Source organism: Paenibacillus pabuli NBRC 13638, from assembly GCF_001514495.1.
GTDB classification, from domain to species: domain Bacteria; phylum Bacillota; class Bacilli; order Paenibacillales; family Paenibacillaceae; genus Paenibacillus; species Paenibacillus pabuli.
The window spans coordinates 135386-161758 of record NZ_BCNM01000018.1; the positions used below are offsets into that span (position 1 = coordinate 135386).

Consider the following 26373-nt stretch of genomic DNA (forward strand, 5'->3'; position numbering starts at 1 on the left):
GTGTTACCCCACCTTTCCGAGCAGGTACACGACCGTAAAGATAAACACCCAGACCACGTCAATAAAGTGCCAGTACATTGCGGAGACGTATACTTTAGGTGCAGTTACGACCGTTAATCCTTTTCTGAACAGTTGCCCGATAATTAGCCCGATCCACATAATACCGAATGCAACGTGAGCTCCGTGGAACCCAACCAGCGTATAGAACGCTGAGCTGAATGCACTGGTGGTCATGCCGAACTCTTTATGTTTCACATATTCATAGAACTCGTAAATTTCCAGACCGAGGAATCCGAGACCCAGTACAACGGTAATGCCAAGCCAGAGAGCGAGAGCATTGCGCTTCCCCTTGTGCATAGCCTGGATGGCAAATACACTTGTCAAACTGCTGACCAGGAGAATAAAAGTTGCGGCAGCCACGAGTGGCAGATGAAACAATTCATTCGCCGTTGGTCCGTCATTCGTTTGGCCGCGGAGGGCTAAAAAGGTTGCGAAAAGGGTTCCGAACAGTACTGTCTCGCCGCCAAGGAACAACCAGAAGCCGATAAGCTTGTTGCGTCCTTCCAGCGTTGCTTTCTCCGGTTCATGCGGCAACTTGCCGTTTACCGGTTCGGCATGTGAAGTTGTCATGTTCTAACCCCCTTCTCATCCTGATCCTCCGGTTCAATATGCCAGCCGTGATCATCGTAAAGTGAACGCAGTGCCATCGCACCAAATGTAATCAGCAGACCTATAATGACCACAATATAATTGTTGAACAATCCGTTCATAAACGCATTGTGGAAATCATCCTTGCTGAACATGAGGCCAAGTCCGGCAATGAATATACCAACGGACATCACAAACGGCAGCGGAGTCGCGGACGGCATATGGATCGAACCTACAGGTTCGGCCGGTGTCATCTCTGTATGTCCTGCCATCTTTTCCTTCCAGTACGCATCAATACCGCGAACCAGCGGAGTCTGCTTAAAGTTGTATTCCGGTGGCGGAGATGGAATGGACCATTCCAGCGTACGGCCATCCTCCCACGGATCATTTGGCGCATCTGCTGGTTTTCTCGTTGTGATCACGATGTTCACAAGGAACAGGATTACCCCCACACCCATCAGGAATGCACCGACGGAACTGACCAGGTTAAGCAGGTCAAAATCCTGATTCGGCAAGTATGTAACGATCCGGCGCTGCATCCCCATTAAGCCAAGGAAATGCTGTACGAAGAACGTTAGTTGGAAGCCGATCATGAACGTCCAGAATGTCCATTTTCCGAGCGTCTCGCTCAGCACGCGACCGAACATCTTCGGCCACCAGTAATGAAGTCCCGAGAACAAGCCAAGTACCAATCCACCAACGATAACGTAATGGAAGTGAGCTACAACAAAGTACGTATCATGGAACTGGAAATCCGCAGGTGCAGATGCCAGCATGACACCGGTAACCCCGCCCATAACGAAGGTTGGAACGAATCCAACAGCAAACAGATTTGCTGCCGTAAAACGAATCTGACCACCCCACATCGTAAAGAGCCAGTTAAATATTTTGATCCCTGTTGGTACAGCAATCAGCATCGTCGAGATCGAGAACAATGCATTGGCAACTGTCCCCAGACCTGTCGTAAACATGTGATGCGCCCACACCATGAATCCCAGGAAGGCAATCAGGATGGTGGCAAACACCATGGAGCTGTAACCGAACAATCTTTTACGAGCAAAGGTTGGAATAACCTCAGAGATAATACCAAATGCGGGCAATATGAGAATATAAACTTCCGGGTGCCCGAAAATCCAGAAGATATGCTGCCAGAGTACCGGGTTACCGCCACCTGCAACATCGAAGAAATTCGCTCCCAGTATACGGTCAAATGTTAACAGTACAAGTCCTACCGTAATGGCAGGGAACGCAAAAAGGATAATGGCTGATGTAATAAATGTAGTCCAGGTAAACATTGGCATCCGCATATAGGACATTCCCGGCGCACGCATTGTGATGATGGTGGCGAGAAAGTTAATGCCCCCGATGAGTGTCCCGAGACCTGCGATCTGGAGACCGATCGTGTAGAAATCCACACCGTGCGTCCCGCTGTACTCGCTGCCAGAGAGTGGCGTATAAGAAGTCCAGCCGGCGTCCGGCGCCCCTCCCATCAACCAGCTCAGGTTCAGCAGCAGTCCGCCAAACAGGAACGTCCAGAAACCCAAAGCATTAACAAAAGGGAAAGCGACATCCCGCGCCCCAATCTGCAAAGGCACAACGGCATTCATAACGGCAAAAATAATAGGCATGACACCAAGGAAAATCATCGTTGTTCCGTGCATTGTAATCAATTCGTTGAAGACCTGCGCCGACACAAAATCATTCATCGGTTTCATCAGCTGAATCCGAATCAAAATGGCTTCAATGCCGCCGATTCCAAAGAAAAATCCACCCGCAATTAAGTACAGCACGGCGATTTTTTTGTGATCGACAGTGGTAATCCAATCCATCAAGCCCCTGTACCGCTTGACGCTATGAGCATGAGCCAAGGTTGTGTACCCCCTTCTTCGTCCTTGCTGTTCTATTCATAGTCCAATTTGTAGTTGGCCAGATATTCGGCAATTCCGTCGATTTCTTCATCTGTGAGTCCAAGGTCTTTCGGATTAGGCATCGTATTACCCGGCTTCACGGATTGTGGATCATGGAGCCATTCTTTCATGTTGTCCAGTACCGGATTCCCGTCTTCCTGGCCTTCGCCCTGATTCAGCAAAATGCCTGCCACGGATTGCTTCCCTCCGATACCTGTCAGGTTAGGTGCAACTGGCCCGCCCTGATCCCCGACTGCATGGCAAGAAAGGCAGTTCGTTTTGAACTTCTCGGCCAATTGGGTATCTTCCGGAAGTACTGCCGGAGCTTTCATTTCCTTGACCCATTTGTCAAAGGATTCCTGGCTGACCGCTTTGACCTTGAATTCCATGAAGGCATGCGATCTGCCGCATAATTCAGCACACTTTCCTCGGTAAACGCCTTCATTCGGCGCCGAGAAGCTAAACTTGTTAAGCGTTCCATCCGGGTTTGTGTCCATTTTACCCGCGAGTGACGGCACCCAGAAGGAGTGAAGCACGTCAGCGGTTTTTAATTCGAATGCGATTTTCTTTCCGGTCGGGATGATGAGGTCTTGAGCGGTGGTTACGTCATATTGAGGATAAGTGAATTCCCACCAGTACTGATGCGAGGTAACTTTGACCTGAATTGCATTTTTGTCGTTGGACAGATCTTCGCCTTGGGCAAAAATCGTTTTGACCGTCGGTACTGCCAGAACGATAACGAGCAGCAACGGAATGGCTGTCCATATTACTTCCAGCTTGAAATTGCCTTCAACCTGTTCGGGCACTTCATTCTGCCCGGCTCGTCTGCGAAACCGGATCAACACATAGGCGGCAATTGCAAATACAATGATGAGCACCACGATCATAATCGCAATGGACAGCTTCATCAGATCATATTGGCCTTGCGCCACAGGACCCTGAGGTTTCATTACCGACAAGTCTTCCCGCCCGCATGCGGATAGCAGCAAAGAGAACACCGCTAGCAAGGGGAGAATTCGCTTTGCAACCTGCCACTGTTTCATCATTGATCTACCCCACTTTTTACATTTTCGTAGATTACCAGTGTCGTGTTGGAACAAACAAAACACAGTCCGTTTCAATACGATACACGTAATCCTGTCCGTCATACAGAACGCTTACAAAAATAACGCTTCCAGCACTCCCGTCATTTCCTGCTCAGGGCATGTCTGCGCATTCTTCCAATTCATTCTATATGGTTCAATCACTTATTAAATATAAGTTGAGGGTATGATTTTGTCAATCTTTGGACACATGTTCACAAATTGTTCACTATATGTAAAAAACCGCACCACAACTTGTTTTGTAAACGATTTCAGTTAAAAATATTACTATCTACATTTGAAAATTTTTGCCAAATTTCGGTGATGAAATTGATTTTTTTGCCGATTTTTCTCACTTCGGAAACATGCAGTATTATGCAAAAGAGAACAGCCTGCATCCGGTTGTCCTTCTTACAGCTCCTGGAAGAAGCAATCGAGCTCCATACCGCCCCCTCCAGGATTAGACGGCACGGAGTCTATGAAATAACTTTAGATCCCGGATACCCTATACGCATTCACTAGCAGCTGGCGATAGATTGAGCGTTCAAGTCCCGTCAGTCAGTATAACAGGGCCGCCCCCGGTAATGGCTACTGTATGCTCATACTGGACTCCCCAGCTTCCATCAACCGTCCTTACCGTCCATCCGTCTTCATCCCATACAACCGCTCCCGAGCTGCCTTTCGTAAATATGGGCTCAATCGTAATGACCATGCCCTCTGTCAGCATCATGCCCGTCCTGCGTTTCCCGTAAGGGAGGACATTCGGTGGTTCATGAATATATTGACCGATTCCATGACCAATGAGCGGTTTCACAATCCCGTAACGATAGAGCCTCGCTGTCCGCTCAATCGCATTCCCGATATCCCCCAGCGTATTACCTGGCACTGCCTGTGCTATCGCCTTATGAAGCGCCCTTTCCGTTCGATTCATTAGTTTGCGTATGGATCTGCGTTGTTCACCGATCCCGTATGTCCATGCAGAATCGGCAAGCCAGCCATCTTTGTTCACGACCATATCAATGGTGACTACGTCCCCCTCGGCCAGCTTCCTGTCATTCGGAAAGCCGTGGCAAACCACTTCATTTACTGAGGCACATGTGGCGTAAGGATAGCCTTTGTATCCCTTTTGCGCCGGTGCAGCTCCTCTTTCAGCCAGGAAAGCCTCCACTCGCTGGTCAATATCTCCTGTCGTTACACCAGGAGTGAGCCACTTTTCAATATGCTCATGGCAACTTCGCAGGATTCGTCCTGCTTCACGCATGTAGCCAATCTCTTCTTTTGTTTTTAAAATAGGGTCCACATGCATTCATCCTTCCTGCCATAGGTGTACTTCCATGTATATGCGCAGGAACGGAACACAACCCCCATCATTTTTCAAACAAAAAAAACCGTCTGCCGGAGCATGACGCCCGGGAGACGGTTCTATTCATATCGGAACAGTATAATCAGAGTTGTGTGTGTTTCAGGACACGGAAGAATCCATCTTGACAAGCTCATGCTCAACCACAGAAGTCAATTCTTCCTCGTATCCACCCGTAATCCGGTATTTTCTCACGTACTCCTTCACGAATTTTTTTGGATCTTTAGGACGGAAAATCCGAGTCATTTCCCTCAAACTTTCTTTGACCTCATTGTGACCTTTCGTTGCCATTGTAATTCCCTCCCAAAACGTTGAAAGTGAATGCTCCGTTTAGAGAATGCCGAATAAGTCTTAAATGCCATCCATGAAGTTGTGTGCGCGGCTCAAAGCAAGCTTTAGGTCGGGAACCTTGCTTAAGCAAGTACCTGACACTATAAATACCCGATATGATTCAGAATGAATCATAATCTTATTGTAGCATATTCGGAAGTATCTTACGACTTGACGATTTGACCTAATATTTATAACGGTTTTTATGCCCAAAAAGTTTAATTCCGAATCATATTCATGAATGTGACCATTCTATACGGATTAATCTGTCCAGCATAACACTCAACTATTCGGGGGATATTATCACGGACTACCTATACAGTTAAATTACTGCTATCCAAAAGGAGGCCGTTTCATGGACCGCAAAGAACAGGATATGCTGCCCCTTTCGCATGAAAAGGTGGAAGTGGACGGAGTTTACATTAACGAAGCCGGACGCGAGGAGCATCTGCACCGGGGGCAGCATTTCCCGGCTGACCCCGTGCTTGGCAAGTCGGAATGGAAACTTACCGAATTTGCATTCGATAACCACCATGAAGGGCGTACCGATGAACGTTTGGTACCCAAAGAGAATGATACGGACAAAAGCGGCAAGATCACCAGCCCGCGCAGACAATTCCAGGGCGGATAACTGTTCTGAAGGTTAACCTAGGTTAAACCACAAAAAATCAGGGGCAGAACAAGCTGTACATTGGCTGCTGCCCCTGATTTTTTATTTTTTCATTGAAATTTTTTGGTTAGTTTCCCCTCAAATCACTCAGCAGGATTTTCTGAGAGCTCTGCTCCAATAGACAACACTCTTCGTTGATTCTTCGCTCTTTTGCAGCATCCGGCCGATACGCAGGAATCATTACCCAGTGCTCACGTATCAATTCTATGCGATTCTTCATTGGAGGATGATAGCTACGGTTCTTAGTATCATTCAATTCTTGCAGCCGCTGAATCCGAAGAAATTCTTGAGTTGGAACGGTCGAAATCCGTTTTCTGAACTCCTCATACAGCTCCTTGTTATAATGATATTCCGCAACCTGTTCAGCCGTATGTGCAAATAGGCCTTCCATCTCGGACTTTAAAAATAGAGATAACACTGCCTCACTGCCAGCTGTCTCTGATGCTTCATGATCTGCGATGTAGAATACTCGTTGCATTTCATTCCGCATGCTTTTGATTAACAATGCATAGATGCCGCCAATAACAGCAAATAACAATAAACGTAGTATTATGAGTGGAAACACTACCCAATATAACAGGCCGCTGCCTTGTGGATCAACGGTGTCAATCCAAGAATTCAGTACATGCATTGCTCGCTCAACCAGTGAGCTGTTGGAGATGTTCGGATGTGCGAATTGACTCATTTGGTGACTGATCGCGGCTATCTTCTCCTGTAACGTCAGGGCTGCAAAAAAGGGAACACCTAAGACAAGTGCTCTCTTTTTCCTTTTGAGATGCAGGTTGTACATGTTATATTCTTCGCTAATGATGACCATATCCACAGGTGGAACATTCAAGCGCTCACCAATCTCATCAATCATTCCATACAATTCTGGATATTCGTCTCTGGAGATGACCCTGCCCGGAAGTCGCTTCCGGTATGGCAATATAATTGTGATCCAGAGGAACAACAACGCAATACCAAATATACCTAGCCATGTTGAATTGGTCGAAAAGAAAAATATTGCCACTCCCAAAATGGATAACGTTGACAGATGCACGGTTAGAGCAACTAAATAGGTGAAAAACCTCTGTTTAGTGAAGGGAAGATCCCGATTTATACTATACTTAAACTCCTCTAACAATCGGTCTGATGATCGTTTATCAGCATTCCTATTCATCTCGTTTAACCCTTCATCTGTTCCTTGTCCTTTCTCATCCTCATAAACATTCCAATTACACTTCTCACACCAGGTGCTGTACCCCGGATTCACTTCCATCTTGTTTGCACATTCCGGACAAATCTCTTGCTCTGTGTAATGCAAAATTTCTTCCACTCCTCAACTACACTATGTAATGTCGAATTCCTGATAAGTTCGCTGTCCCCTCCCTTTCATCTATAAATATTAACTGGGTATTTATAGTAATCGGGATTTTATGGAATATTTTGAATATGTAGAAAGTCTCAAATTGGATGTGTATATACGCACTTCAAATTTCAAATGAATCCTTAGTCTCAGTGTTTACATATATTGAGTGTTACATCTTCTTTGTCCATCCGGAACATTCCTTGATCTTACCGGTTCAGTTCTGTCCACCTTCCTCATATCCTTATAAAAAAGGACAAAGGAGGCTGGACCGAATGTCCCCCATGAAATCGTCTAGCGGTCTGGATGAAAATTTGGCCGGCATGCTCTGTTATTTGTTCACCTTTATAGGCGGGATCATCTTTCTGGCCGTAGAGAAGCGCAGCCGTTTCGTACTTTTTCACGCGCTTCAATCCGTCACGGTATTTGGCATCATTATGGTTGGTCATGTGTTGTGTGCATTTCTCCCACTGTTTGGGCCGCTGCTGGCATCGCTGTTATCCCTACTTGGTGTGGTGGTTTGGCTTCTCATGGTGGTCACCAGTCTGCAAGGCAAATGGCTAAAACTCCCATGGGTCGGAGACTTTGCAGAGAAACAGATGCGGCATCTGTAACAGGTGCGAGTTCGATTCAAAAGTAATTCATCCCGTGAGTCAACATAATCATTGATTTGTATTTCAATCTAAAAACACAAAAAAAACACCGGATATCTACTCTTCCGAGCAGGCGTTTCCGGTGTTAACTATTCACGGGATAAGTGATTCATCCCCTAAATCGTTTATAAGGTATTTTTTTTATTTCATATCATTTATATTTCATAGCATGATAGGTTACGCGGACTTGCCATTTTCTCCAAGAATCACATCTGCCTGTTGTTCAGCCATCTTGGCAGCTTCTGCCTTGGTTCCAAGACCATTAAACAGCAAATTCATGAAAATAGCAGTAAAACTACCAGCAATAATTCCGTTACCAAGCATAATCTGTGCCCAGTCCGGTGCACCTGCGAACAATTGAGGCACAACCGTGACACCCAGCCCCATGCCTACAGAGCAGGCAATGATAAACAGGTTCTCATGACGGTTGAGATCCACCTGACTGCCCAAAATACGAATACCGGATGACACCACCATGCCGAACAACGCCACCATCGCTCCACCCAGCACCGAGCCTGGGACCAACTGTGCCAATGCGGCAATCTTCGGTACAAATCCGATGACAACAAGCAGTCCACCCGCAACAACAATAACATCCCGTGTTTTCACGCGAGTCATTTGAACAAGCCCTACATTTTGCGAATAAGTTGTATAAGGGAAAGAGTTAAATATACCGCCCAACACAATGGCAAGCCCTTCCGCACGATAACCCCGGGCCAGATCCTTGGAGGACAGATCTTTGTCCAGGATTTTGCCTAGAGCCATAAATACACCTGTTGATTCTGCCACGCTGACAATGGCAACCAGAATCATGGTCAGGATCGGAACAATCTCAAACGTCGGTTTGCCAAAGTAAAACGGCTGCACGACGTGGAACCAGCTCGCTTCACGAATGGGTGCAAAGTTAACTTCGCCCATAAACCCGGCTGCCACTGTACCCACGAGAAGCCCGATCAGTACAGAGATCGAACGAATAAAGCCTGTAGTAAACCGCGTCATCAGAATGATAAATACCAGAACACCGAATCCGAGCAGAAGATGAACACCACTGCCAAAATCCTCAGCTCCCTGACCGCCGCCCAGATCATTGAATGCTACCGGAATCAGGGTCAGACCAATAATGGTAACGACCGAACCGGTCACGACTGGCGGAAAGAGACGAATCAATTTACCGAAAATTCCCGAGAACAGAACGACAAATATTCCCGATGCAATAATCGCACCATATATGGCAGATACTCCGCTGTTGATCCCAATCAGGATCATCGGAGATACCGCCTGGAAGGCACACCCCAGCATGACCGGCAGACCAACCCCGAAGAAGCGGTTGCCCCAGACTTGCAGCAATGTGGCTACACCACAGGCGAGAAGGTCTATCGCAATCAGATAGGTCAATTGCTCCTGCGTGAAGCCAAGTGCCTTGCTGACAATAAGCGGAACAACAACGGCTCCTGCATACATGGCCAGCACATGCTGGAGACCCAGGGAGAAGGTTTTGACCGGATGACGATGCCGCTGAAAAATACGTTCGCGTGCCATAATTAGATCGTGACCTCCTCATCCGCAAACGTTACTTGTCCGTCAGACAGTGCCCCGATGCGAACCAACGATTCCACACGGTATCCTGCTTCTTTCAGCAGACGACCTCCCGGCTGGAACGCCTTTTCAATAACGATCCCAATCCCAACTACTTCAGCGCCGACTTGTTCTACAATGCGGGCCAGACCAAATGCCGCCTCGCCGTTGGCAAGGAAATCATCAATGATCAGTACGCGGTCACCAGGCTGCATAAACTTCTTGGCGACTGTAATTTCATTGGTCTCCTGCTTGGTGAAAGAGTACACTTTCTCTACCAGAATATCTTCTGTGAGTGTGAGCGACTTCTGTTTCCGTGCAAAAATAAGGGGTACGTTCAGTTCCAGCGCAGTCATGATCCCGGGTGCGATTCCGGACGACTCAATGGTCAGTACACGTGTAATGTTCTCTCCCTCGAAGCGGCGGATAAACTCCTTGCCGACTTCCTTCATCAGAACCGGGTCCATCTGGTGGTTCAGGAATGAATCCACTTTCAGCACCTGTTCGGACAGGACAATGCCTTCTTGTCTTACCTTGTCTTTTAACAATTGCATGTCATTCTTCCCCCTGTATGCCCCTCTGAGCAGATGCCCGCATGTTCTCCAATCTCACAAGTGTAAAAAACAAAAAGCCCGCCTTTTCCCACGCTGCGGGTATAACCGGAGACGGGAAAGACGGACTTGTACGTATAAGGGACAAGCCGTATGAATACTGCAAGTATAGTTAGGGATGACGTGACGACAGAATCATTCAGACACAACGTCTGTAACATCTGAGAGTCGCCAATTTCCTCACCATGAGAAACCGTGCAGATCTTCCCCGTAGTCCGATCATTCCGGTGATCGGGTAGAGACATGCAGGCCTATTCCTGCACATATACGAGTAACGGCATATTTAATTTTTTGGCTCCATGATTCGTTACAATGTATGATCGCGAACCTGAATATAAACGTGTGAACGTAACTGATAATGTTAGAAGTATACCGAATCAGCGCCGTGAAATAAAGAAGTATTTTCATGGAAATTGCGGAAACTTGTCTTAATTTGCATTCAGGGGATGATTGCTGCGTGTTTTTTAGGTACAATATGAGAACGGAAGCGCGTGTCCGAACGGAGAAAGGATGGAAACGCCGCCTGTGTTATGAAATTACGTCAAAGGAGATTTGCAGATGGTGAAAGGTGTACTTAAGGAATTCAAAGAATTTGCCGTACGCGGTAACGTCATCGATCTGGCTGTCGGTGTCATTATCGGGGCTGCTTTTGGTAAAATCGTTACATCTCTCGTGAATGATATTATCATGCCCCCGGTTGGTAAACTGCTTGGAGGCATTGATTTCAGTCAGAAAATTTACAATCTGGATTGGGATATGAGAACCGCCAGTGGACAAGAAATCACAACATTGGCACAGGCCAATGAAGCCGGGGCCACCGTGATAGCGTATGGACAATTCATTAACGTGATGATTGATTTTCTCATCGTTGCTTTCTGTATTTTCATGCTGGTGAAGGGTATCAACTATATTAAAAGCAAAGAGCACAAAAAGCCCGAGCCGCAAAAAACGACCAAGGCTTGCAAGTACTGTCTATCAGAAATTCCTGCTGCCGCTACCCGCTGCTCACACTGTACTTCAGAACTGGAAGCAGAAGGAAGCCACGTTACAGCGTAATCGTTTCCGGGCTTCAACATATCAAAGAACTTGATTTTCAGCTTAGCTTCGATTAAAAACAATGGATATCATTCTTAGTTTTATGTAAAAAATACTTGAAAGGTCTCACCGTAAAGGTGGGGCCTTTCCTATTTCTCACCTACCTGTGCCTGCTTGCAGACTAGAATCGACGCGGCAGCAAGTGCTCCAAAATCGACTTCAAGTCCTTATCCTCTTTATACACTTCTTCCCCGGTATCCAGCTCAGTTACCCGGATATACTCAAAATTCATTGAAGCATCCACAGGTTTGAACAACAATTGGCTCTCGTCTTCCAGACGTACGTTGAAACCCATATCCTTGAACATCGTCGTTAACTGGCTATTGGCTGGCTCCTGACCCTGCCCTACTATAATCAACCCTCTAAGATTTTTTCGCTCCTGAGGTTGCGGATAAATGACCTGAAAGTGTACAATGCATTCCATACAATCGTTCCCCTTTCGTTTAAAACATACTTTGTGAAATTTTGAACTTTAAAACTTGCTATATAAGGAGATACGTTTCATGACCCCAGAACGTTTCGATATTTATGACGATCAGCAAAATTGGATAGGTACCGAGCTGCGCAGTGTGGTCCATGCCAAAGGATACTGGCATCGTTCATTCCACTGCTGGATCGTTCGTGACGAAGGCGAACAGCGTTTGGTTCTTTTTCAGCGACGACGGGAGATTAAGGATACCTTCCCTGGATGTTACGACATCACAGCTGCAGGGCACCTCACTGCCGGCGAACAGCTGCATGAAGCCAGTCGTGAACTGGAAGAAGAACTGGGTGTACAGACGCCTTTTGAAAAATTGACCTACCTGTTGACTGCAAAACAGCAGTTACAGGGGGAAGTGCGCGGTGTACCTTTTATCGATCGGGAACTCAGTTCCGTGTATGGACTTTGCCTGAACCAGCCTCTCGAAGCATATACCCTGCAAGCCAGTGAAGTCGACAGCCTGTTCGAAGTGCCTTTGGATGATCTGCTCGCCTTGTTCCGAGGTGAAACAGACGTGATTCATGCGACAGGGGTACAGGCTGACCAATCAGAGATGTCGGATCAGACAGATCTGGTGAATCAGACAAATGGCAAACTTATTTCCTTGCCCATTCATCCACGTCACATTTGCCAGATACGAGCATCCGAGTTTGTGCCACACGGTACAGCATATTACATCGATGTACTTGAAGCGTTATACCACGTGCCCAAAGACTGATCCAATTCTGCCTAAGATCAATTTACGTTCATAGCTTCATTTTTCTCAAAAATAGCATGACTTCATACTCTATTACATTAGCTTAGCGGGGAACATTTGCTGTGATGAACATCACTGCTTCGGTTTAAGCAGCATAAACAGGCGTCTGCCTGATGGCAGCGCCTGCTTCGTTTAAGCATGTATTGAGGTTCATAGGAACCTTGTTCTGTTCAAGATACGATACGTACATATGCTGGTTGAGGATGATTCAACATTCGTGCTCAGGCCCGATCTTCTCTTGAAGGAACCGACCAATAACGTGCGGATAGGTTTTGGTACCGATGTCCATAACGCTTCTCCAGCTCCTCACCCATGTCCTGCTCCAATTCATACAACACCAGTTCCTGTGCAAAATGGTTCAGCAGCAGTCCGGTCATGACCGGATGTTCTGTCACCAACGCCTGAGTAGCGCAGGATTCTCCGCGCATCCCTAACATGCTCCAGCGGCGATCAACCACGAGGGAGAACTTGCGGCCATTACCGGTACCGTACAGAGGCAAACCTGGCCAGGGAGCGGGTTGGTCCATAATGCCTTCTCCACCATCACAGGACCATAACAGACGTACACCACGGTCCTCCGCGCGCCGCAAGTCATCATGCAGCAATTCTGCTTCCTCCCGCCATACATCCACCACAATCTCATGTTGGGCCTCAGCCAGTTCACGGCTTAGGTTCTCGAATACATTTTTGTCGCCTTCGATGTTGTAGAAGACTGGCTTCTCCGGCTCATGCTGCGGCATACTACTCTGCACATAATCCAGCGAGGCACGCATCTGCCCAGAGATCATGCTTGTCATCTCGTCAGGCTTCAGCACACTGTACTTCGCAGGCTCCCCTGCACTGCAACGCAGGAATCCACGCTGTTCCAGACGCTGCAGGGTGGCATATACATTGGAACGGGACACGCCCAGCCGTTTGGCAACCTCATATCCCGAGGCTGACCCTTGACGGGCGAGTTCCACCATAATTTTAGATTCCATCTCGGTAAACCCGAGGTGACGCAAATGATGCAGCAGTTGGTCCATATTCCCGTCCCCCCATGCTGTCAGCAACCAGCGCTGCCTTATGCAGCACTTCTACTGCATCAGATCTGCTCAGCACCACAACGCGGGCACCATTTCGAACCTTTGGGCAGCTCAGCTGCACAAATCTGACAATTGACCATTTCACGTGGCACTTCTGTCTTTACGTCTACCGTATTCACAATGGGGTTATTTTCCTTCCAGTACCGAATGCGCTCATCCAGTTCCTGCTGACGTTCACGCTCTCGCTGCATTTCTTCATCCCGGCGGCGCTCCCACTCTGCATCGAACGCTTCCTTTTCTTCCTGGGTAAACTCCGTGCTGTTATATTCGGATTCAGTCTCCAGGTCCGCGATGGACGGGATTACCGTATGATACGGCTCCGCTTCCTCCAGCTCCTCTTCAACTGGCGCATCGTAAGCCGGCCGCTCCGGGCTTTGGGCTACAGCTGCTTCCTGTCTCGCCGCACTTGTAGCTCCCACCGACGCCGCTGCTGGCTTGAATTCTCCCAGCTTGCGTCCGCATTTTGGACAGAAGTTGGCATCCAGTGAAGCGACGTGCCCGCATTCGCATAACCGTTCATTTTTGAGTTCGGCAATTTTGTTGCGCAGACCATCGATCTCATCCTGCAGCTCGTCGCACAACCGTGACAGATCGACCATCTCTTTTTCTGCACGCGTCATGTCCTGTGCCCGATAACCCTCATAGAAGATGCGACCCATATCTGTAAAATGGACTTCCTGTTCCTGCTGCAAGCCCACAATCTGGTTATTCAATTTCCCAATTTCAACAGCGTGTTGGGCACGCTCTGTTGCTTTGTTCGCTCCGTTTTTGATTCGTTGAAGCAATTTCATCAAATCTCCTCCTCGGTCCCGTCAAAACCCATATCATTTGAATGTTTCATTGTTAAGCATCCTGCATAATCAGATGATGCTCCAGTATATAACTTATACGATATCATGCCAAAAAGTTGCGCAATCTCGCGTGAATGCCCGTTTTCTGCCGATGCTGGATGAATTCGGGGGCTTTCGTCAGGACCATACGTTCGGTTATAATGGAGCTTTGGCCCTGTTGATCCGCCTACTTGGGTAATTAACTCTATCATACCAATTTACAATGTGATTGTGAAAAGGGCAAATGGATTACTTTTGAATCGGGATAGTCCCTATCCCTGAATGCATACAGAGGTGGATGAAACATGTTAAGTCCGAACTCAACGTTCTACCCCCGTCCGCTTGGGGTTACCCCGGCAGCATCCTTGCCTAACTCCCCTTCCGCTCCATTGGAGACGAGCAGGCAACTTGTAAGCAGCGATGAACGCGATGCCCCTTATTTCCGCTCACTGGAGGAAGTTGGTATCCGGCTGAACGGACCCCAAATCTCCGCGGTTCGTCATGGCAAGGGACCCTTGCTGACACTCGCAGGAGCGGGCTGCGGCAAAACAACCGTACTCGCTGCACGAGCGGGCTATCTAATGGAGGTTAGTGGTGTTCATGCCGGCAGCATCCTACTGGTGACGTTCACCAACAAAGCTGCTGCCGAGATGAAGGACCGCATTGCCGCACTGCCTGGCATCCGTCCCGCGGCCGCCAGAGCGGTGCAGGCCCGAACCTTCCACTCCTTTGCACTGACGCTGCTGCGTCATTACGGCGTGCAGGAGGATATTTTTGGCGAGTCCCGGGCTCAGCACACTGTCATCAAAATGCTTCTTCGCCAATATGGCATGAGTGAGGCATTCCAACCGGAGAGTCTGCTGGCCATGCTGTCTGCCTGGAAGATGCAAGGATCGGAAACCAACGATCTGCCCGAAAAATCCCAGGAAGAACGCGATGCCAAGCGTGTTCTTCTTGGTTATGAAGCCTGGAAGCGGGATCGGAGCAAAATGGATTTTGATGATATTTTGCTGCGCGCAGCTGCTCTGCTGCGTGACCCTGCGGTGCTTAAACCGCTTCAGCAGCGTTTTCAATACATCATGGTTGATGAGTTCCAGGATACCAACGGTCTGCAATATGAGATTGTACAAAAACTGGCTGCAGCCCATCGCAATCTCATGGTTGTGGGAGATGACGACCAGACAATCTATACGTTTAATGGAGCGCGCCAGGAATCCATACTCGAATTTGATAAAGTGTACCCTGGTGCACGCATCGTGACGCTGGATATCAACTACCGCAGTGATGCGCGTATTCTGGGACTGGGCAGCGAACTGGTTGCCCGGAACAAACGCAGACGCGAAAAACGGCTGCGGGCAGCCGGACACCGCGGGGACGCCCCTCGGTTTGCTACTCCCTCCAATGCCGAGGAAGAAGCTGCCTGGGTCGTGAACCAGCTGTGTCAACAGGTGGAGGAAGGGCTGCATACCTATCGCGACATAGCGATTCTCCACCGGACAGCCAGCAGCAGCCGAGCTATATTTGAGCAACTTGTACTGAAAGATATTCCGTTTGTACAACATGGGGCTTCGCCGGTCTTCTATGACCAGTCCCTGATCAGACCGTTGATGGACCATATGCGTCTCTCACTGAACCCACGCGCCATGGAAGCTCTGCCGAGCGCACTTGGGCCACTCTATGTGTCCCGCGACGCCGGTCTGGAGTGGATTCAGCGCAGTGAACAGCAGCAGGCCAAGAAATATCCACTCATCCATCTGGCCAAATGGGATAAGCTGAAACCTTTTCAACAGGAACAGGTCAAGGAACGCATCAAACTGATCAAATCGCTAACGAAACTGAAACCGGTTATTGCCATTCAGGAAATGCGCCGACAGTTCTACGACAAGTATATGGAGAGCGGTGATCCAAGCATCTTTACCCATTACAAGGAGACTATGCTGGAGACATTGGATGAATTCGAAGCTGCCGCCAAAAAGTTCGAAACCGTTGAAGAATTCATCCAATTTGCGGATGAACTCTCCCGCAGGCACCGAGAGATGGAATCGCTGCGCCGTGCACAGGACAGTGACGCGGTACAACTGATGACCATCCATCGTGCCAAAGGGCTTGAGTTCCCATGTGTGTATTGGATCGGAGCCAGCGAAGGAATCGTGCCTCATAGCACAGCTCTGCGGCAGGATATTCCCGAAGACCAGAAGGCTGCCCTAACGGTGCAGCAAACGGATGCAGAACTGGACATGGCTCTGGAAGAAGAACGCAGACTCGCTTATGTAGCCATTACGCGGGCCAAGCAGTATTTATATGTTACTTCTCCCGCCAGTCATCACGGGAAGCCCGCAGATGTTTCCCGCTTTCTGCTTGAGGCCTTTGGCATGGAGGTTCCGGACAAACGCAAAAACCGCGAAGACAGCCGAACAAGCCATCACGCGTCATATAGCAAAGGCAATGATCAGCGCTCCCGCTCTGGCGGCCGTTCCGAAGGTCGGGACGTCGTACAGCGTCGTGCCATCAGCCACAGTGATCGTCGTGACTTCGAAGTGCATAATGAACGTGACGATGATCGGCTCAGTGAACGGCGTGGCAGTGGTGAACTCCGCAATCATAAAGCATTCAGCACAACGGGTGTAAGTCAGGCATCCTCAGCCAGTTCGGTATCGCGTGCTTCAGGAGATGCTGAACGTACGGAGACCGTAGCGATCTGGAAGTGCAGCTCTTCTACCTGCAAAGCATGGCTGCGCCAGAAACCCGATGTGCCTTCAGCCAAAACATCCAAAAAGGCGACGTCTGGACCTCCAGCCTGTCCCCTGTGTTCAGGCACAATGGAGGCCAGTACCCGGAAGGTTCCCGTAACCGGGCGGTTCGGAAGATAACAAGCGCGTATAACTAAGGCATTTTATTACTGAACATTATATGACGAACAGAGGAAGGACTATCCCGTAAGTCATGAGTACGCAGGTTGTACCTTTTGTTTTTTGTCTAACGAAACTAGCACACGCTAACTGCTTCGGTTTGCTTAGAGCTTAGGTGTAACGAATCACAGAGACCTTATTTCGTCGATTTTGGTTGTTTATAGGTTCTAACCCCTTTAAAAGAGGTGAGTTATGGAATTGGAAACTGTAATTAAAGAGCGGATACAAGAAAGATTCGACATATTACAAGAACTGTATACTATATGGTTTACTGAAAATCCTGCTTACATCGTCGCCAAAAAAAGATTCTATCCGGATGCACACATAGAGAGACAGAGAACGATCACTTATTTATTGGATAAAGGATTCATTGTTGCAGATCCTGTAGAAAATGAACCAGAAATGATTGCAGTGAGTATCACAGTTACTGGAATTGATTTTTTTGAACAAGGTCGTTTGAGGAGCATAGGCAATGGGTGGTCGGTTGTAACCGAGTACCTTGATGAGTAAAACGAAGGATGAACGATTGTCATTCGTTTCAGGACGCTTCCTGCTGTTTATTAACAGTAGAAGCGTCTTTTTTCCATTTTAGAATGGAGGTTGGATTATGCAGGACGGCAAAAAGCATTACTATGTATCGGTAACCCATAATCTCATTGAACAGACCAGGAACGAATCAACACCGTTTGAAGTCATCGTGGACGATGAGCAGTTAAATCGTCTGAAAGACCTGATGAACGTGCTGGAGGATGAAGATGCCTATACGCTGCAACGCGCCCCGGTACCTTACAAATCGGCGGATCATGATGAGGCCACGGAACAATTTTCGGATGGCATGACGCTGCTGTACACTTTTCTGTACGACCACGGCACACCGGATACCCGGCAGGCGATTGAGAGCATGAATGTGCTCCCCCGGCTGCAAGATACGGATTACGAGGACCCGGGGTATGAGAACTCACCGCTGAATAAATGAACTCTTTTCACAAAGACTTCCTCTCCCATGAATTCAGGCCAATGGTCTGCTTCAGGAGTAATGGGAGTCTTTTTTTATAAATTTAACTCCAATAGTATCATTATTTATACTATAAACCAAAAATGATACTACTGTTTATTTTCGATATTATACTATATATTTTATATATAAACTTATTTCTGCAAGGAGGATAACTATAGCGATGGAAAATCCAATCATGATGAAAGCGTTCGGATATTACGAGCCTGGGTTAGAGACTGACATACCGCCATTTCAGGAAGTGGAAGTGGAGAAACCAAAACCTGCAGGACAGGATTTACTCGTTGAGGTGAAGGCGGTCTCCGTCAACCCGACGGACTGGAGGTCGCATATTTCCAAACATCCGGACGATTTATCCCTGACGGTGCCTGGTCGTGATGTAGCAGGCGTGGTAGTGGACATCGGCTCCGAATGCAATTTGTTCAACGTGGGTGACGAAGTATATTATGCGGGCAGCAATATTCGCCCAGGCGGACATAGTGAGTTTCATTTAGTGGATGAACGAATTGTCGGCAGAAAGCCGAAAAATCTGGACTTCGCCCAGGCGGCTGCCTTACCTCTGACAAGCCTTACGGCAGGAGAAGCTTTTTTCGAGCGCTTGGGCATTTCCAGAAATGAATCGGATAACGAAGGCAGCAGTATGCTTATTATCGGTGCCGCGGGAGGTGTCGGATCGATCGCTACTCAATTAGCCAAGCTGGTTGGCCTTAAAGTCATAGCCACTGCCTCGCGTCCCGAATCGGTCTCTTGGGCAAAATCAAACGGAGCAGACCATGTGATCAACCATCATCAACCATTTGGACCACAACTTAAAGATCTCGGACTCGCTGGGGTACAATATATTTTCGTGCTAAATCATATCGATGAGCATATGGAAGAGATGGCAGAGGTTATTTTGCCGCAAGGGAAAATTTGTTCCATTCTGCCATTCGAAAAACCAGCCGAACTTCAAAAGTTATTCTCAAAAAGCATAACGCTTGTTTGGGAAATGATGTTCACCCGTCCGATGTTCCAGACAGATGATATGATTAAGCAACATCTTCTGCTTAATGAAATCGCAGATCTGGTGGAGGCTGGCAAGATTCATACCACGATGGCAGAGCGAATGGAACCGATTAATGCGGCTAACCTGCTGGAAGCCTACCGGAAGAGCAAATCGGGTACGGCGATCGGAAAAATCGTGTTGGAAGGGTTTGAAAAGTAAAAGTAAACGGAAACTCGTTATGTCTGATCACGATCAATGAATCAAAGGGGCTGTCCCCTGCGTAGCGAGGAAGGGTACATCCTTTCGGTTCGGCGCATGACGGAGCCTGAAAGTGTATTTGGACAAGTTAAAAACAACCGGGGATTCCGGAGATTCCTGCTTCGCGGCTTGCAAAAAGTAAGCCTGGAGGTCGATCGGCTTTGCCTTGCCTACAATCTGCTTAAAAAAGCCGCAATGACAGAAAAATGCAAAAGGACCGAAGCAGGATGAACCTCTGCTTCGGCTTTTTTGCACGTATCCATGGTGACTATTATTCACCGATAGTTTTTAAGGACTTTTGAGACAGCCTCTTTTTTAATTCGCTGAATTATTTAATTGCTTGTGTCCATTCTACGAATTTATTAGGTTCTTGCCACGATCCAGAATAGGGCCCAGAAATGTCACCAGAGAAATTACCTTTTCCTGTTGCATTCCATGTTCCGCGATTTACGAATGGCGTTATCCAAAAAACATAAGAAACAATACCGCTACCAACTTTCGGTCCTGAATATTTTGTATTTATGCTTTGGCTAATTTCACTAGCCAACCCAGCTTCGATTGAGGTTTTTAAACTAGATGGAATCGTTACACTAGCAGAGACATTAGCACTCAACTTGTATGTGGTATTTATAGTTCTTTCTTGAGACTGGCCAACGCTTGTTATCTGTTGAGCAGCTAAAGGAGTATCTCTTTGAGTTACTTGTTTAGTAATATCCCAAATAATGTGAGTATCATACCATGCACTTGGAGTGACAGTGTTTTGTGAAAAAGGAGAGATTTGATTGGTACCTTCAATAACATTTGAAATGATGATATCCCCTGTTCCATTAGCTTGCTGAGAAATAGCTTTCAATTCCTCATCGGTTATTTTCCCTACTACATTGGGTGAGATGGAAAAGTTCTTTCCGTCAATAACCTTTTCAATATTACTAGAAACTGGAGCAACCGTATCCTCAATAGATTGGGCCATTGCTATGGACGATAAAGAACTACCCAAACATAAAGAAGCTGCAACAACTGGTATAAAAATTTTTTCCTAATAGACAACATATATTCCCTCTTTTCGTTTATAATTTGGTACATAATCCATAATAAAGGAAAAAGATTTGTAAAATAATTCAAATAAAGGAGGATTTTAAATGAGTTTCCGAACTGCAGGCATATTACTTTTATCTTTAGGAGGATTTTTATATACTCTTGAACGTATGGTTGCCTATTTCTCTACCTACATTACAAGTATTGGCAAAGAAGGTATCTCTGTTGATTTAACAGTGTTATACCCTGGATTTTTCAGCAATCTCTTTATTCCATTTTTTGTATTCTTAGGATTGATCTTTTGCGTTATTGGTTTTTCGAGTAAAAAAAATGACTAAACGCGCTATGTAATTCCAGTCCAGTTGCAGAGAAATGAATATTGTAAATTAGTCCAAGCTACTATTTAAAAAAGTGTTCTGGTAGATCCATTTCTACCAGAACACTTTAACGTGTAACAACACTATTTCACGAAAGACACGGATCTAAATTTTTCAGTCCAGTCGAATCTCCTGACCTTTTGCGGCTGACTCGTACACCCCACACAGCATCCTTGTTGAAGCCACGCCGTCCGCGATTGGACTGATCGGCTTGGTACCATTCAGACAACAATCCACAAAGTGATCAATCTGATTCTGGAAGGCGCCGTGAATGTCGAGACCTTTATCGTCTGTCTGGGGTTCAATGTTCAGGATCGTATTGTGTTTTTCGGTGACGATTAGCGTCTTGGGCTCCAGCTCGACCCCACCGCGCTCGCCGTACAATCTGACTGAAGATTCCTCCCCACGTGCATGCAGGGTAAAGCTCACATCTACCGCCAAAGAGGCTCCATTCTCAAAGCGAATCAGCGCGTTCGCCATATCCTCGACATTATTGACGGCGGAACTGTAGTCTGCGGCCTTATAAAAAGAAAGATGTTTGATATGGGCGCGATTGCCCAGCTTCCGATACGTATTCCCACTGACCGAAACAGGCTTCGGTCTGCCCATCAGATACCAGCATTGGTCGATAATATGTACGCCCAGATCAATGAGCGGGCCACCGCCGGAACGGTTTTTGTCCGCGAACCAGCCTCCGGGATTCCCCAGACGCCGCAAAATAGAAGCCTTGGCATAATATATTTCGCCAAACTCACCCGCATCAATGAAACTGCGCAGCATCTGCATATTGTTGTCATACCGACGGACAAAACCAACGATGAGTGTACATCCGCTTTTTTTCACAGCCTCTTCAATTCGCATCGCATCCTGTACGTTGGTTGCCACTGGTTTCTCCAGCAGCACATGTTTACCTGCCTCCAGCGCAGCGATGGCAAATTCGGCATGCGTATTGTTCCACGTACAGATGCTAACGGCATCGACATGCGGGTCATTCAGCATCTCCCGATAATCTGTGTATACCGATTGTGCATTATATTTCTCTGCAGCTGCGGTCGCTCGCTGTTCGTTTAGATCACAGATGGCGTAGATGATGGCATGCTCGTTCTTGGCATAACACCTCATATGAAGGTCTGAGATGGACCCTGTGCCGATCATGCCGATCTGCAGCATTTTGCTTGTGCTCATCTTCATCCTCCCTTCCTTTTCCAGAACATGAATATCGTCTAGTCTGCCCGGAGCATGCCTTTGTATATCCCTGGTGTTGAATTTTCGATCTTAACGGCGCCGAGTGTCTTAGCATAGAAATCCACGGGTCCCGCCGACCCAATGATCGCGTAAGCGTAACCATCAGCCTTCATGGCGTGCATACAGGCCAGCAGCAAAGCCGTACCTACCCCTTTCCCCCTTGCCTCCGGACCAACACCTGTTGGACCAAAGAAATTACGACACGTCGCCTCATAACAGGCAAATCCGATCATTTTGCCATGCTCAAGCGCAATATAACAAGACACCGGCTGACGCGCAAAAGCCACATCACACTCATCCACCCACGGCTGGCTAAAATGAGATTTCACCCAATTCAGCACAAGCTGCTTCTCTGGTGCGATGGCTCTTCGGATGACAATGGAGGAATCCTCCAACTTTTTCAGTCCACTCTCTTGTTCCGGTAAATTATAAAGTGCAACCAACATATCACTCATCTGACACGTTCCTCCTTGTATTGAATGTTGTGTCAACCACATCAAATTTTCATTCCAAAATCAAAGCCATCCGGAAAATGAATTACAGGTTTTACCACTCACCTGGAATTTAACCGTATCCTGGTGCCTGTAACCTGTGATGTGGCCGATATTGTAAATAAACAACTGACATACTGCTTCCATTCTTTACATGCAAGTGCAACACTTGATCAAGTTGTCCCGTCTATAAAATGAAGCGAGGCCCTAATTAGGAGTTTACCGCGATATAACCAAGATTAGAAGGGATGAAATCAACGATGAACAGCAACATGAAAAAAGTAAGCGCCCTGATGGTCCTGTCCTTGGCCCTGAGCGGTGGAGCGGCATATGCAGCTGCTCTGGACAGTACACAACCGATGAACTCAACTTCCGTAACGGCTGACAGCCAAGGCGCCGAAGCCGTTAAAGTATCTGTGAATGGCGCATCACTGGCTGACGGCTATTGGAACAAAGATGGTCAAGTACCGATGATTGCACTGCGTGATCTTACCGAGGCACTTGGCATTGAACTGAAATGGAACAAGGAAAACAAATCTGCGGAGCTGACCAAAGGTACCCTCTGGACACTCGTTATCACAGGCAAAGACCAGTATTCGGTTAACAAAATGCTGCTTACGCTGGGAACAGCACCCGAAATCACGGGCGGCAAGCTGTTTGTACCTGCTTCTTTTGCAGAAAAGGTACTGCATGCTCAAGTGAAAACAACGGGAAATCAGGTTAACATTTCGCTGGAAGAGGACGTGAAAACCGTTACTGAACGTGGTGTCATTACGGGAATGAACAGCGAGGGCAAATATCAATCCATCCATATCGGCGGTGCCGGTACAGACGGGATTGTACTTAATGTTAGTGAAGATACCGTATTCAAATCTGCGGATGGCAAAGAAATCAAACTCACCGATCTGAGCATTGGCATGAACGTGGAAGCAGAGCATTCAGAGATTGCAACCATGAGTTTGCCACCGCAAACACCTACCTATAAGGTCACTGTACTGGATCCTGCAGCTTCCGAATCCGAAGCACAACCAAAAGAGGTTCTGGGTACAGCAGGCACGATTGAAAACGTGAAAACAACAGAAGATCATGGCTCTCAGATCGAGATCTCCGGTTCCCGTCTGACAGAGACAGCACCTGATCACGTTATTCTTAACATTGGCAAGGATACACAACTGGTGAACCATAAAGGGGAAACGGTTAAACCGGAAGAGCTGACCAAAGGGGCCAAAGTCATTGGATTCTACAGCCCGGTCCTGACGCGCAGTTTGCCACCGATCGGAACGGCTTGGAAAGTGGTACTGGAAGCACCAGCAGCACCATCCGAAGCGAAATAAATAATCAATAAGAAGAGCTAGCCTGACTCATCTGCAAAACACCACAGATCAACATGGTTAATGCACAACAAATAACCTTACCCCGATATCCTCCTTCATGGAGGTTGGGTAAGGTTATTTCTCTATCCTGCATTTTACATCGATCTATTCTGTTATTTCGGCATCAACTTCATGTTCAAATTCAGCTTCAGTTTCCGTTTCAACAATGGCTTCCGCTTCGATCTCGACCATCAACAAAGGATCAATCAGTGCGCGAACCTCCACCATCGTGGCGACAGGCTGGATCTGACCAAAAAATTCACCATGAGCCTTGCCCACTTCTTCCCACCGGGAAATGTCTGTTACAAACATGCGGGTTCTAACGACATGAGACATGTCTGCTCCCAATTCTTTCAGTGCTTTTTCAATGGTCTGCAAAATAAATCTCGTCTGTGCATATGGATCACCTGCTCCAACCACCACACCGTCTTGCATAGCCGTTGTACCCGCCACCTCAATCCGATGGCCTACCCGGATGGCACGGCAGTACCCCACCAGCGGCTCCCATGGAGAACCGGTAAACACCTGCTTTCTGCTCATTCTGCATCCCTCGCTTTCATTGTCATACCCCTCGATTAATCTCTGAAGTATATCAGTCTACTGTCGATGCGGACAAGGAAATTAAGGTTCTCAGAACTGGATTTCATAAATCGTAAAAAAAGCCCCTGACTGAACACCATTTACCTCGGTAAGTAGTGATCCTTCAGGGACCTCGGAACATGGGTCCTGTTACGCTGTTGTATGCAAAACATAAAGCATCCTTAACTTACAGCTTGATATTGGCCTCGTCAAAGTATTCTTCAAGTGTCAGGCCGCTTTTCACAACATCTGGAGCCAGATCAGTGCCGACATAGCGAATATGCCAAGGCTCGTACACATAGCCGGTTATACCTTCCTCACCTTTCGGATAACGGATGATGAAGCCATATTCAGCTGCGTGCTCGGCCAACCACTGGCCTTCTTTCGATGTGCCAAAGACCTCTTCCAGCGCATTACCTACACTTGGACTGGAAACGTCAATCGCAAGTCCGGTCTGATGTTCGCTGTGGCCTGGCACGGAGCTTACACGGTCCGTGTACTCTTGACCTTTGGTTTTGACATTGTTGTTATAGATCGAAACCTGACGCTGATAAGAACGGTATCCAGATACCGCCCGAAGCTCAATGTCGTCCGCTTTGGCACCTGCAAACAGCTTCTCCAGCGCCTCGGCAGCTTCCTTGCGCATATGACGCTTCTCATGTGGCCCGTCGAAGGAGAATGGTACGTTAGGCTCCACCAGGTCATCCGGCTCGTATCCCTCGGGCAAGCTGCGCTGTTTGTTAACGATCACTGTCATAGCCACCGCGTTGGTCACTACGGATTGAGCATCAACCGTCGTTTGCAGCGCGCTAATGCTGCGTTTCTCCATCAGGGGGTCTTCAGCTGTGGCACCATTGCCTGCGTCAGAAGATCCTTGTTCTTCACCAGCTGAAGTATTACTCGAACTACCGTCCGCGCCTTCATCGCTATCACCGGAAGATGAGCTGTCATCCCCACCTGTGTTACCTTCCTTGCCGGTATCCTCGGTAAAATGAACCGTGGTACCATCCGATTCTTGCTGTGCGTTTCCGGCTGCGTTCAGATTCTGGTTCTCCTCTGATCCGGAACCATCCTGGCAAGCAGACAGCAAGGCACCGCATATCATAAGTGAAGACAGCATAACTGCAATGTAGCGCTGTCGTCCTGTACGTGTTTTCATGTAAAAACTCCTATCGCAATATAATCGAAAATGGCTGAAAATTGTCCATCGGGGCTTGTCATCCCCTGCGACAGTATACCTTAAATTACAGCGAAGCTCCACCAGTAAAGACTCCCTTGAGGGGAGACCATCCTCAAGATATACCAGGTGTACAGCTTGTACGGTCGTTTTTTGGACGTTTAGACCCCATCCCAAGGATGTAGACAAAAAGAAGCAAATTGAACGTTTGTATATCCATTTTGGATGATTGCGCCGATGCACATCACAAACAAGCGGGGATGATCTAAGATCTCCCCCGCTCAGAATAGTGCATCATTTGGTTGCCGGGCTGTCCTTCTTCTTCTTCTGGACAGCCTCCCACATCCGCGCAGCTACGCGCTCGCGGATTAATGCCAGCCCTGCGGTGGCAGGCACGCCTGGCAGCAGCGCCGCCAGTTCCGGCGTTGCCGGGGGCTTGCCCGGCTGCGCCAGCCGCACCTTCACGGCGCCGAAGCCAGGCCCCGGCTGGTGCATGG

Annotated in this window: 27 protein-coding genes, 1 pseudogene and 1 riboswitch; of the genes and pseudogenes, 11 read left to right on the plus strand and 17 right to left on the minus strand. The window is 47.7% G+C overall.

The features are described 5' to 3' along the window. Positions 1-3: 3 nt before the first annotated feature. The 5 genes from PPA03S_RS22915 to PPA03S_RS22935 all read right to left on the minus strand — a co-directional run bounded on the left by PPA03S_RS22915 (position 4) and on the right by PPA03S_RS22935 (position 5288). A complete protein-coding gene (locus PPA03S_RS22915; RefSeq protein ID WP_062326294.1) occupies positions 4-630 on the minus strand; it encodes a cytochrome (ubi)quinol oxidase subunit III in 627 nt (208 codons plus the stop codon). Further along, positions 627-2477 carry a cytochrome c oxidase subunit I gene (gene ctaD / locus PPA03S_RS22920; RefSeq protein WP_411835388.1) on the minus strand — a complete coding sequence of 617 codons (1851 nt, stop codon included), beginning with the start codon at positions 2475-2477 and terminating at the stop codon, positions 627-629. The genes PPA03S_RS22915 and ctaD overlap by 4 nt, the downstream gene beginning before the upstream one ends. A 71-nt stretch (positions 2478-2548) precedes the next feature. Further along, on the minus strand, positions 2549-3601 hold the full coding sequence (gene coxB / locus PPA03S_RS22925; RefSeq protein WP_062326296.1) for a cytochrome c oxidase subunit II: 1053 nt from the start codon (positions 3599-3601) through the stop codon (positions 2549-2551). 580 nt (positions 3602-4181) lie between these two features. After that, complete coding sequence (gene map / locus PPA03S_RS22930) at positions 4182-4943, minus strand: type I methionyl aminopeptidase (protein WP_062326297.1); 762 nt, start codon at positions 4941-4943, stop codon at positions 4182-4184. Between the two features lie 156 nt (positions 4944-5099). Next, complete coding sequence (locus PPA03S_RS22935) at positions 5100-5288, minus strand: hypothetical protein (RefSeq protein WP_017690840.1); 189 nt, start codon at positions 5286-5288, stop codon at positions 5100-5102. A 394-nt stretch (positions 5289-5682) separates the two neighbouring features. Here PPA03S_RS22935 and PPA03S_RS22940 point away from each other — a divergent pair, with 394 nt between their 5' ends. Then, the gene (locus PPA03S_RS22940; protein WP_062326298.1) at positions 5683-5958 is read left to right on the plus strand and encodes a hypothetical protein; all 276 of its coding nucleotides are present in this window, start codon (positions 5683-5685) and stop codon (positions 5956-5958) included. Between the two features lie 106 nt (positions 5959-6064). Here the strand turns inward: PPA03S_RS22940 and PPA03S_RS22945 are convergent, their stop codons facing one another. Beyond that, positions 6065-7315 (minus strand): M48 family metallopeptidase, encoded by a 1251-nt coding sequence (locus tag PPA03S_RS22945; protein ID WP_217998964.1) that lies wholly within the window; start codon positions 7313-7315, stop codon positions 6065-6067. Positions 7316-7620: 305 nt separating this feature from the next. On the opposite strand from PPA03S_RS22945, the gene PPA03S_RS22950 reads away from it, so the two are divergent. Continuing rightward, on the plus strand, positions 7621-7959 hold the full coding sequence (locus PPA03S_RS22950; RefSeq protein ID WP_062326300.1) for a DUF4870 domain-containing protein: 339 nt from the start codon (positions 7621-7623) through the stop codon (positions 7957-7959). A gap of 216 nt (positions 7960-8175) precedes the next feature. On the opposite strand, the gene PPA03S_RS22955 is transcribed toward PPA03S_RS22950, so the two are convergent. Beyond that, positions 8176-9537, minus strand: a complete 1362-nt coding sequence (locus PPA03S_RS22955; RefSeq protein WP_062326301.1) for a nucleobase:cation symporter-2 family protein — start codon at positions 9535-9537, stop codon at positions 8176-8178. A 2-nt stretch (positions 9538-9539) separates the two neighbouring features. Beyond that, positions 9540-10127: a xanthine phosphoribosyltransferase gene (locus PPA03S_RS22960; protein WP_062326302.1), complete on the minus strand. Its 588-nt coding sequence runs from the start codon at positions 10125-10127 to the stop codon at positions 9540-9542. A gap of 248 nt (positions 10128-10375) precedes the next feature. After that, positions 10376-10475: riboswitch (purine riboswitch) on the minus strand. Positions 10476-10742: 267 nt separating this feature from the next. On the opposite strand from PPA03S_RS22960, the gene mscL reads away from it, so the two are divergent. Beyond that, positions 10743-11240 carry a large conductance mechanosensitive channel protein MscL gene (gene mscL, locus PPA03S_RS22965; protein ID WP_062326303.1) on the plus strand — a complete coding sequence of 166 codons (498 nt, stop codon included), beginning with the start codon at positions 10743-10745 and terminating at the stop codon, positions 11238-11240. Positions 11241-11400: 160 nt separating this feature from the next. On the opposite strand, the gene PPA03S_RS22970 is transcribed toward mscL, so the two are convergent. Then, positions 11401-11703: a hypothetical protein gene (locus tag PPA03S_RS22970; RefSeq protein ID WP_062326304.1), complete on the minus strand. Its 303-nt coding sequence runs from the start codon at positions 11701-11703 to the stop codon at positions 11401-11403. A 79-nt stretch (positions 11704-11782) separates the two neighbouring features. Between PPA03S_RS22970 and PPA03S_RS22975 the strand changes: the two genes are divergently transcribed. Then, positions 11783-12478, plus strand: a complete 696-nt coding sequence (locus tag PPA03S_RS22975; protein ID WP_062326305.1) for an NUDIX hydrolase — start codon at positions 11783-11785, stop codon at positions 12476-12478. Between the two features lie 260 nt (positions 12479-12738). On the opposite strand, the gene PPA03S_RS22980 is transcribed toward PPA03S_RS22975, so the two are convergent. Continuing rightward, positions 12739-13542 carry a TrmB family transcriptional regulator gene (locus PPA03S_RS22980; protein ID WP_062326306.1) on the minus strand — a complete coding sequence of 268 codons (804 nt, stop codon included), beginning with the start codon at positions 13540-13542 and terminating at the stop codon, positions 12739-12741. A gap of 59 nt (positions 13543-13601) precedes the next feature. Continuing rightward, positions 13602-14393, minus strand: coding sequence for a zinc ribbon domain-containing protein (locus tag PPA03S_RS22985; protein WP_062326307.1), 792 nt, complete (start codon positions 14391-14393; stop codon positions 13602-13604). Positions 14394-14737: 344 nt separating this feature from the next. On the opposite strand from PPA03S_RS22985, the gene PPA03S_RS22990 reads away from it, so the two are divergent. The 5 genes and pseudogenes from PPA03S_RS22990 to PPA03S_RS32475 all read left to right on the plus strand — a co-directional run. Next, entirely contained in the window at positions 14738-17302 is a 2565-nt protein-coding gene (locus tag PPA03S_RS22990; protein ID WP_062326308.1) for a UvrD-helicase domain-containing protein, read from the plus strand. Positions 17303-17533: 231 nt separating this feature from the next. Then, positions 17534-17851: a hypothetical protein gene (locus tag PPA03S_RS22995; RefSeq protein ID WP_062326309.1), complete on the plus strand. Its 318-nt coding sequence runs from the start codon at positions 17534-17536 to the stop codon at positions 17849-17851. 97 nt (positions 17852-17948) lie between these two features. Then, positions 17949-18317, plus strand: a complete 369-nt coding sequence (locus PPA03S_RS23000) for a hypothetical protein (protein WP_062326310.1) — start codon at positions 17949-17951, stop codon at positions 18315-18317. Positions 18318-18519: 202 nt separating this feature from the next. Next, positions 18520-19560 (plus strand): zinc-binding alcohol dehydrogenase family protein, encoded by a 1041-nt coding sequence (locus tag PPA03S_RS23005; protein ID WP_157284328.1) that lies wholly within the window; start codon positions 18520-18522, stop codon positions 19558-19560. Between the two features lie 57 nt (positions 19561-19617). Continuing rightward, positions 19618-19830 (plus strand): annotated as a pseudogene (locus tag PPA03S_RS32475) (transposase); the annotation flags it as partial. A 97-nt stretch (positions 19831-19927) separates the two neighbouring features. Here the strand turns inward: PPA03S_RS32475 and PPA03S_RS23015 are convergent. After that, complete coding sequence (locus tag PPA03S_RS23015; protein ID WP_157284330.1) at positions 19928-20596, minus strand: TASOR family protein; 669 nt, start codon at positions 20594-20596, stop codon at positions 19928-19930. A 142-nt stretch (positions 20597-20738) separates the two neighbouring features. On the opposite strand from PPA03S_RS23015, the gene PPA03S_RS23020 reads away from it, so the two are divergent. After that, entirely contained in the window at positions 20739-20972 is a 234-nt protein-coding gene (locus PPA03S_RS23020; RefSeq protein WP_062326312.1) for a hypothetical protein, read from the plus strand. 153 nt (positions 20973-21125) lie between these two features. Here the strand turns inward: PPA03S_RS23020 and PPA03S_RS23025 are convergent, their stop codons facing one another. Together PPA03S_RS23025 and PPA03S_RS23030 are read right to left on the minus strand one after the other, a co-directional pair. Beyond that, complete coding sequence (locus tag PPA03S_RS23025) at positions 21126-22196, minus strand: Gfo/Idh/MocA family protein (protein WP_062326313.1); 1071 nt, start codon at positions 22194-22196, stop codon at positions 21126-21128. A gap of 38 nt (positions 22197-22234) precedes the next feature. Beyond that, positions 22235-22711, minus strand: a complete 477-nt coding sequence (locus PPA03S_RS23030) for a GNAT family N-acetyltransferase (RefSeq protein ID WP_062326314.1) — start codon at positions 22709-22711, stop codon at positions 22235-22237. 284 nt (positions 22712-22995) lie between these two features. Between PPA03S_RS23030 and PPA03S_RS23035 the strand changes: the two genes are divergently transcribed. Next, complete coding sequence (locus PPA03S_RS23035; RefSeq protein WP_082704278.1) at positions 22996-24081, plus strand: copper amine oxidase N-terminal domain-containing protein; 1086 nt, start codon at positions 22996-22998, stop codon at positions 24079-24081. 144 nt (positions 24082-24225) lie between these two features. Here the strand turns inward: PPA03S_RS23035 and PPA03S_RS23040 are convergent, their stop codons facing one another. From PPA03S_RS23040 to PPA03S_RS33415, 3 genes are all read right to left on the minus strand, one after another. Next, a complete protein-coding gene (locus PPA03S_RS23040; protein WP_062326316.1) occupies positions 24226-24660 on the minus strand; it encodes a RidA family protein in 435 nt (144 codons plus the stop codon). A gap of 226 nt (positions 24661-24886) precedes the next feature. Next, the gene (locus PPA03S_RS23045) at positions 24887-25858 is read right to left on the minus strand and encodes a M15 family metallopeptidase (RefSeq protein WP_062326317.1); all 972 of its coding nucleotides are present in this window, start codon (positions 25856-25858) and stop codon (positions 24887-24889) included. Between the two features lie 283 nt (positions 25859-26141). Continuing rightward, the coding region (locus PPA03S_RS33415) for a hypothetical protein (RefSeq protein ID WP_167666088.1) at positions 26142-26373 on the minus strand (232 nt) is incomplete at its 5' end.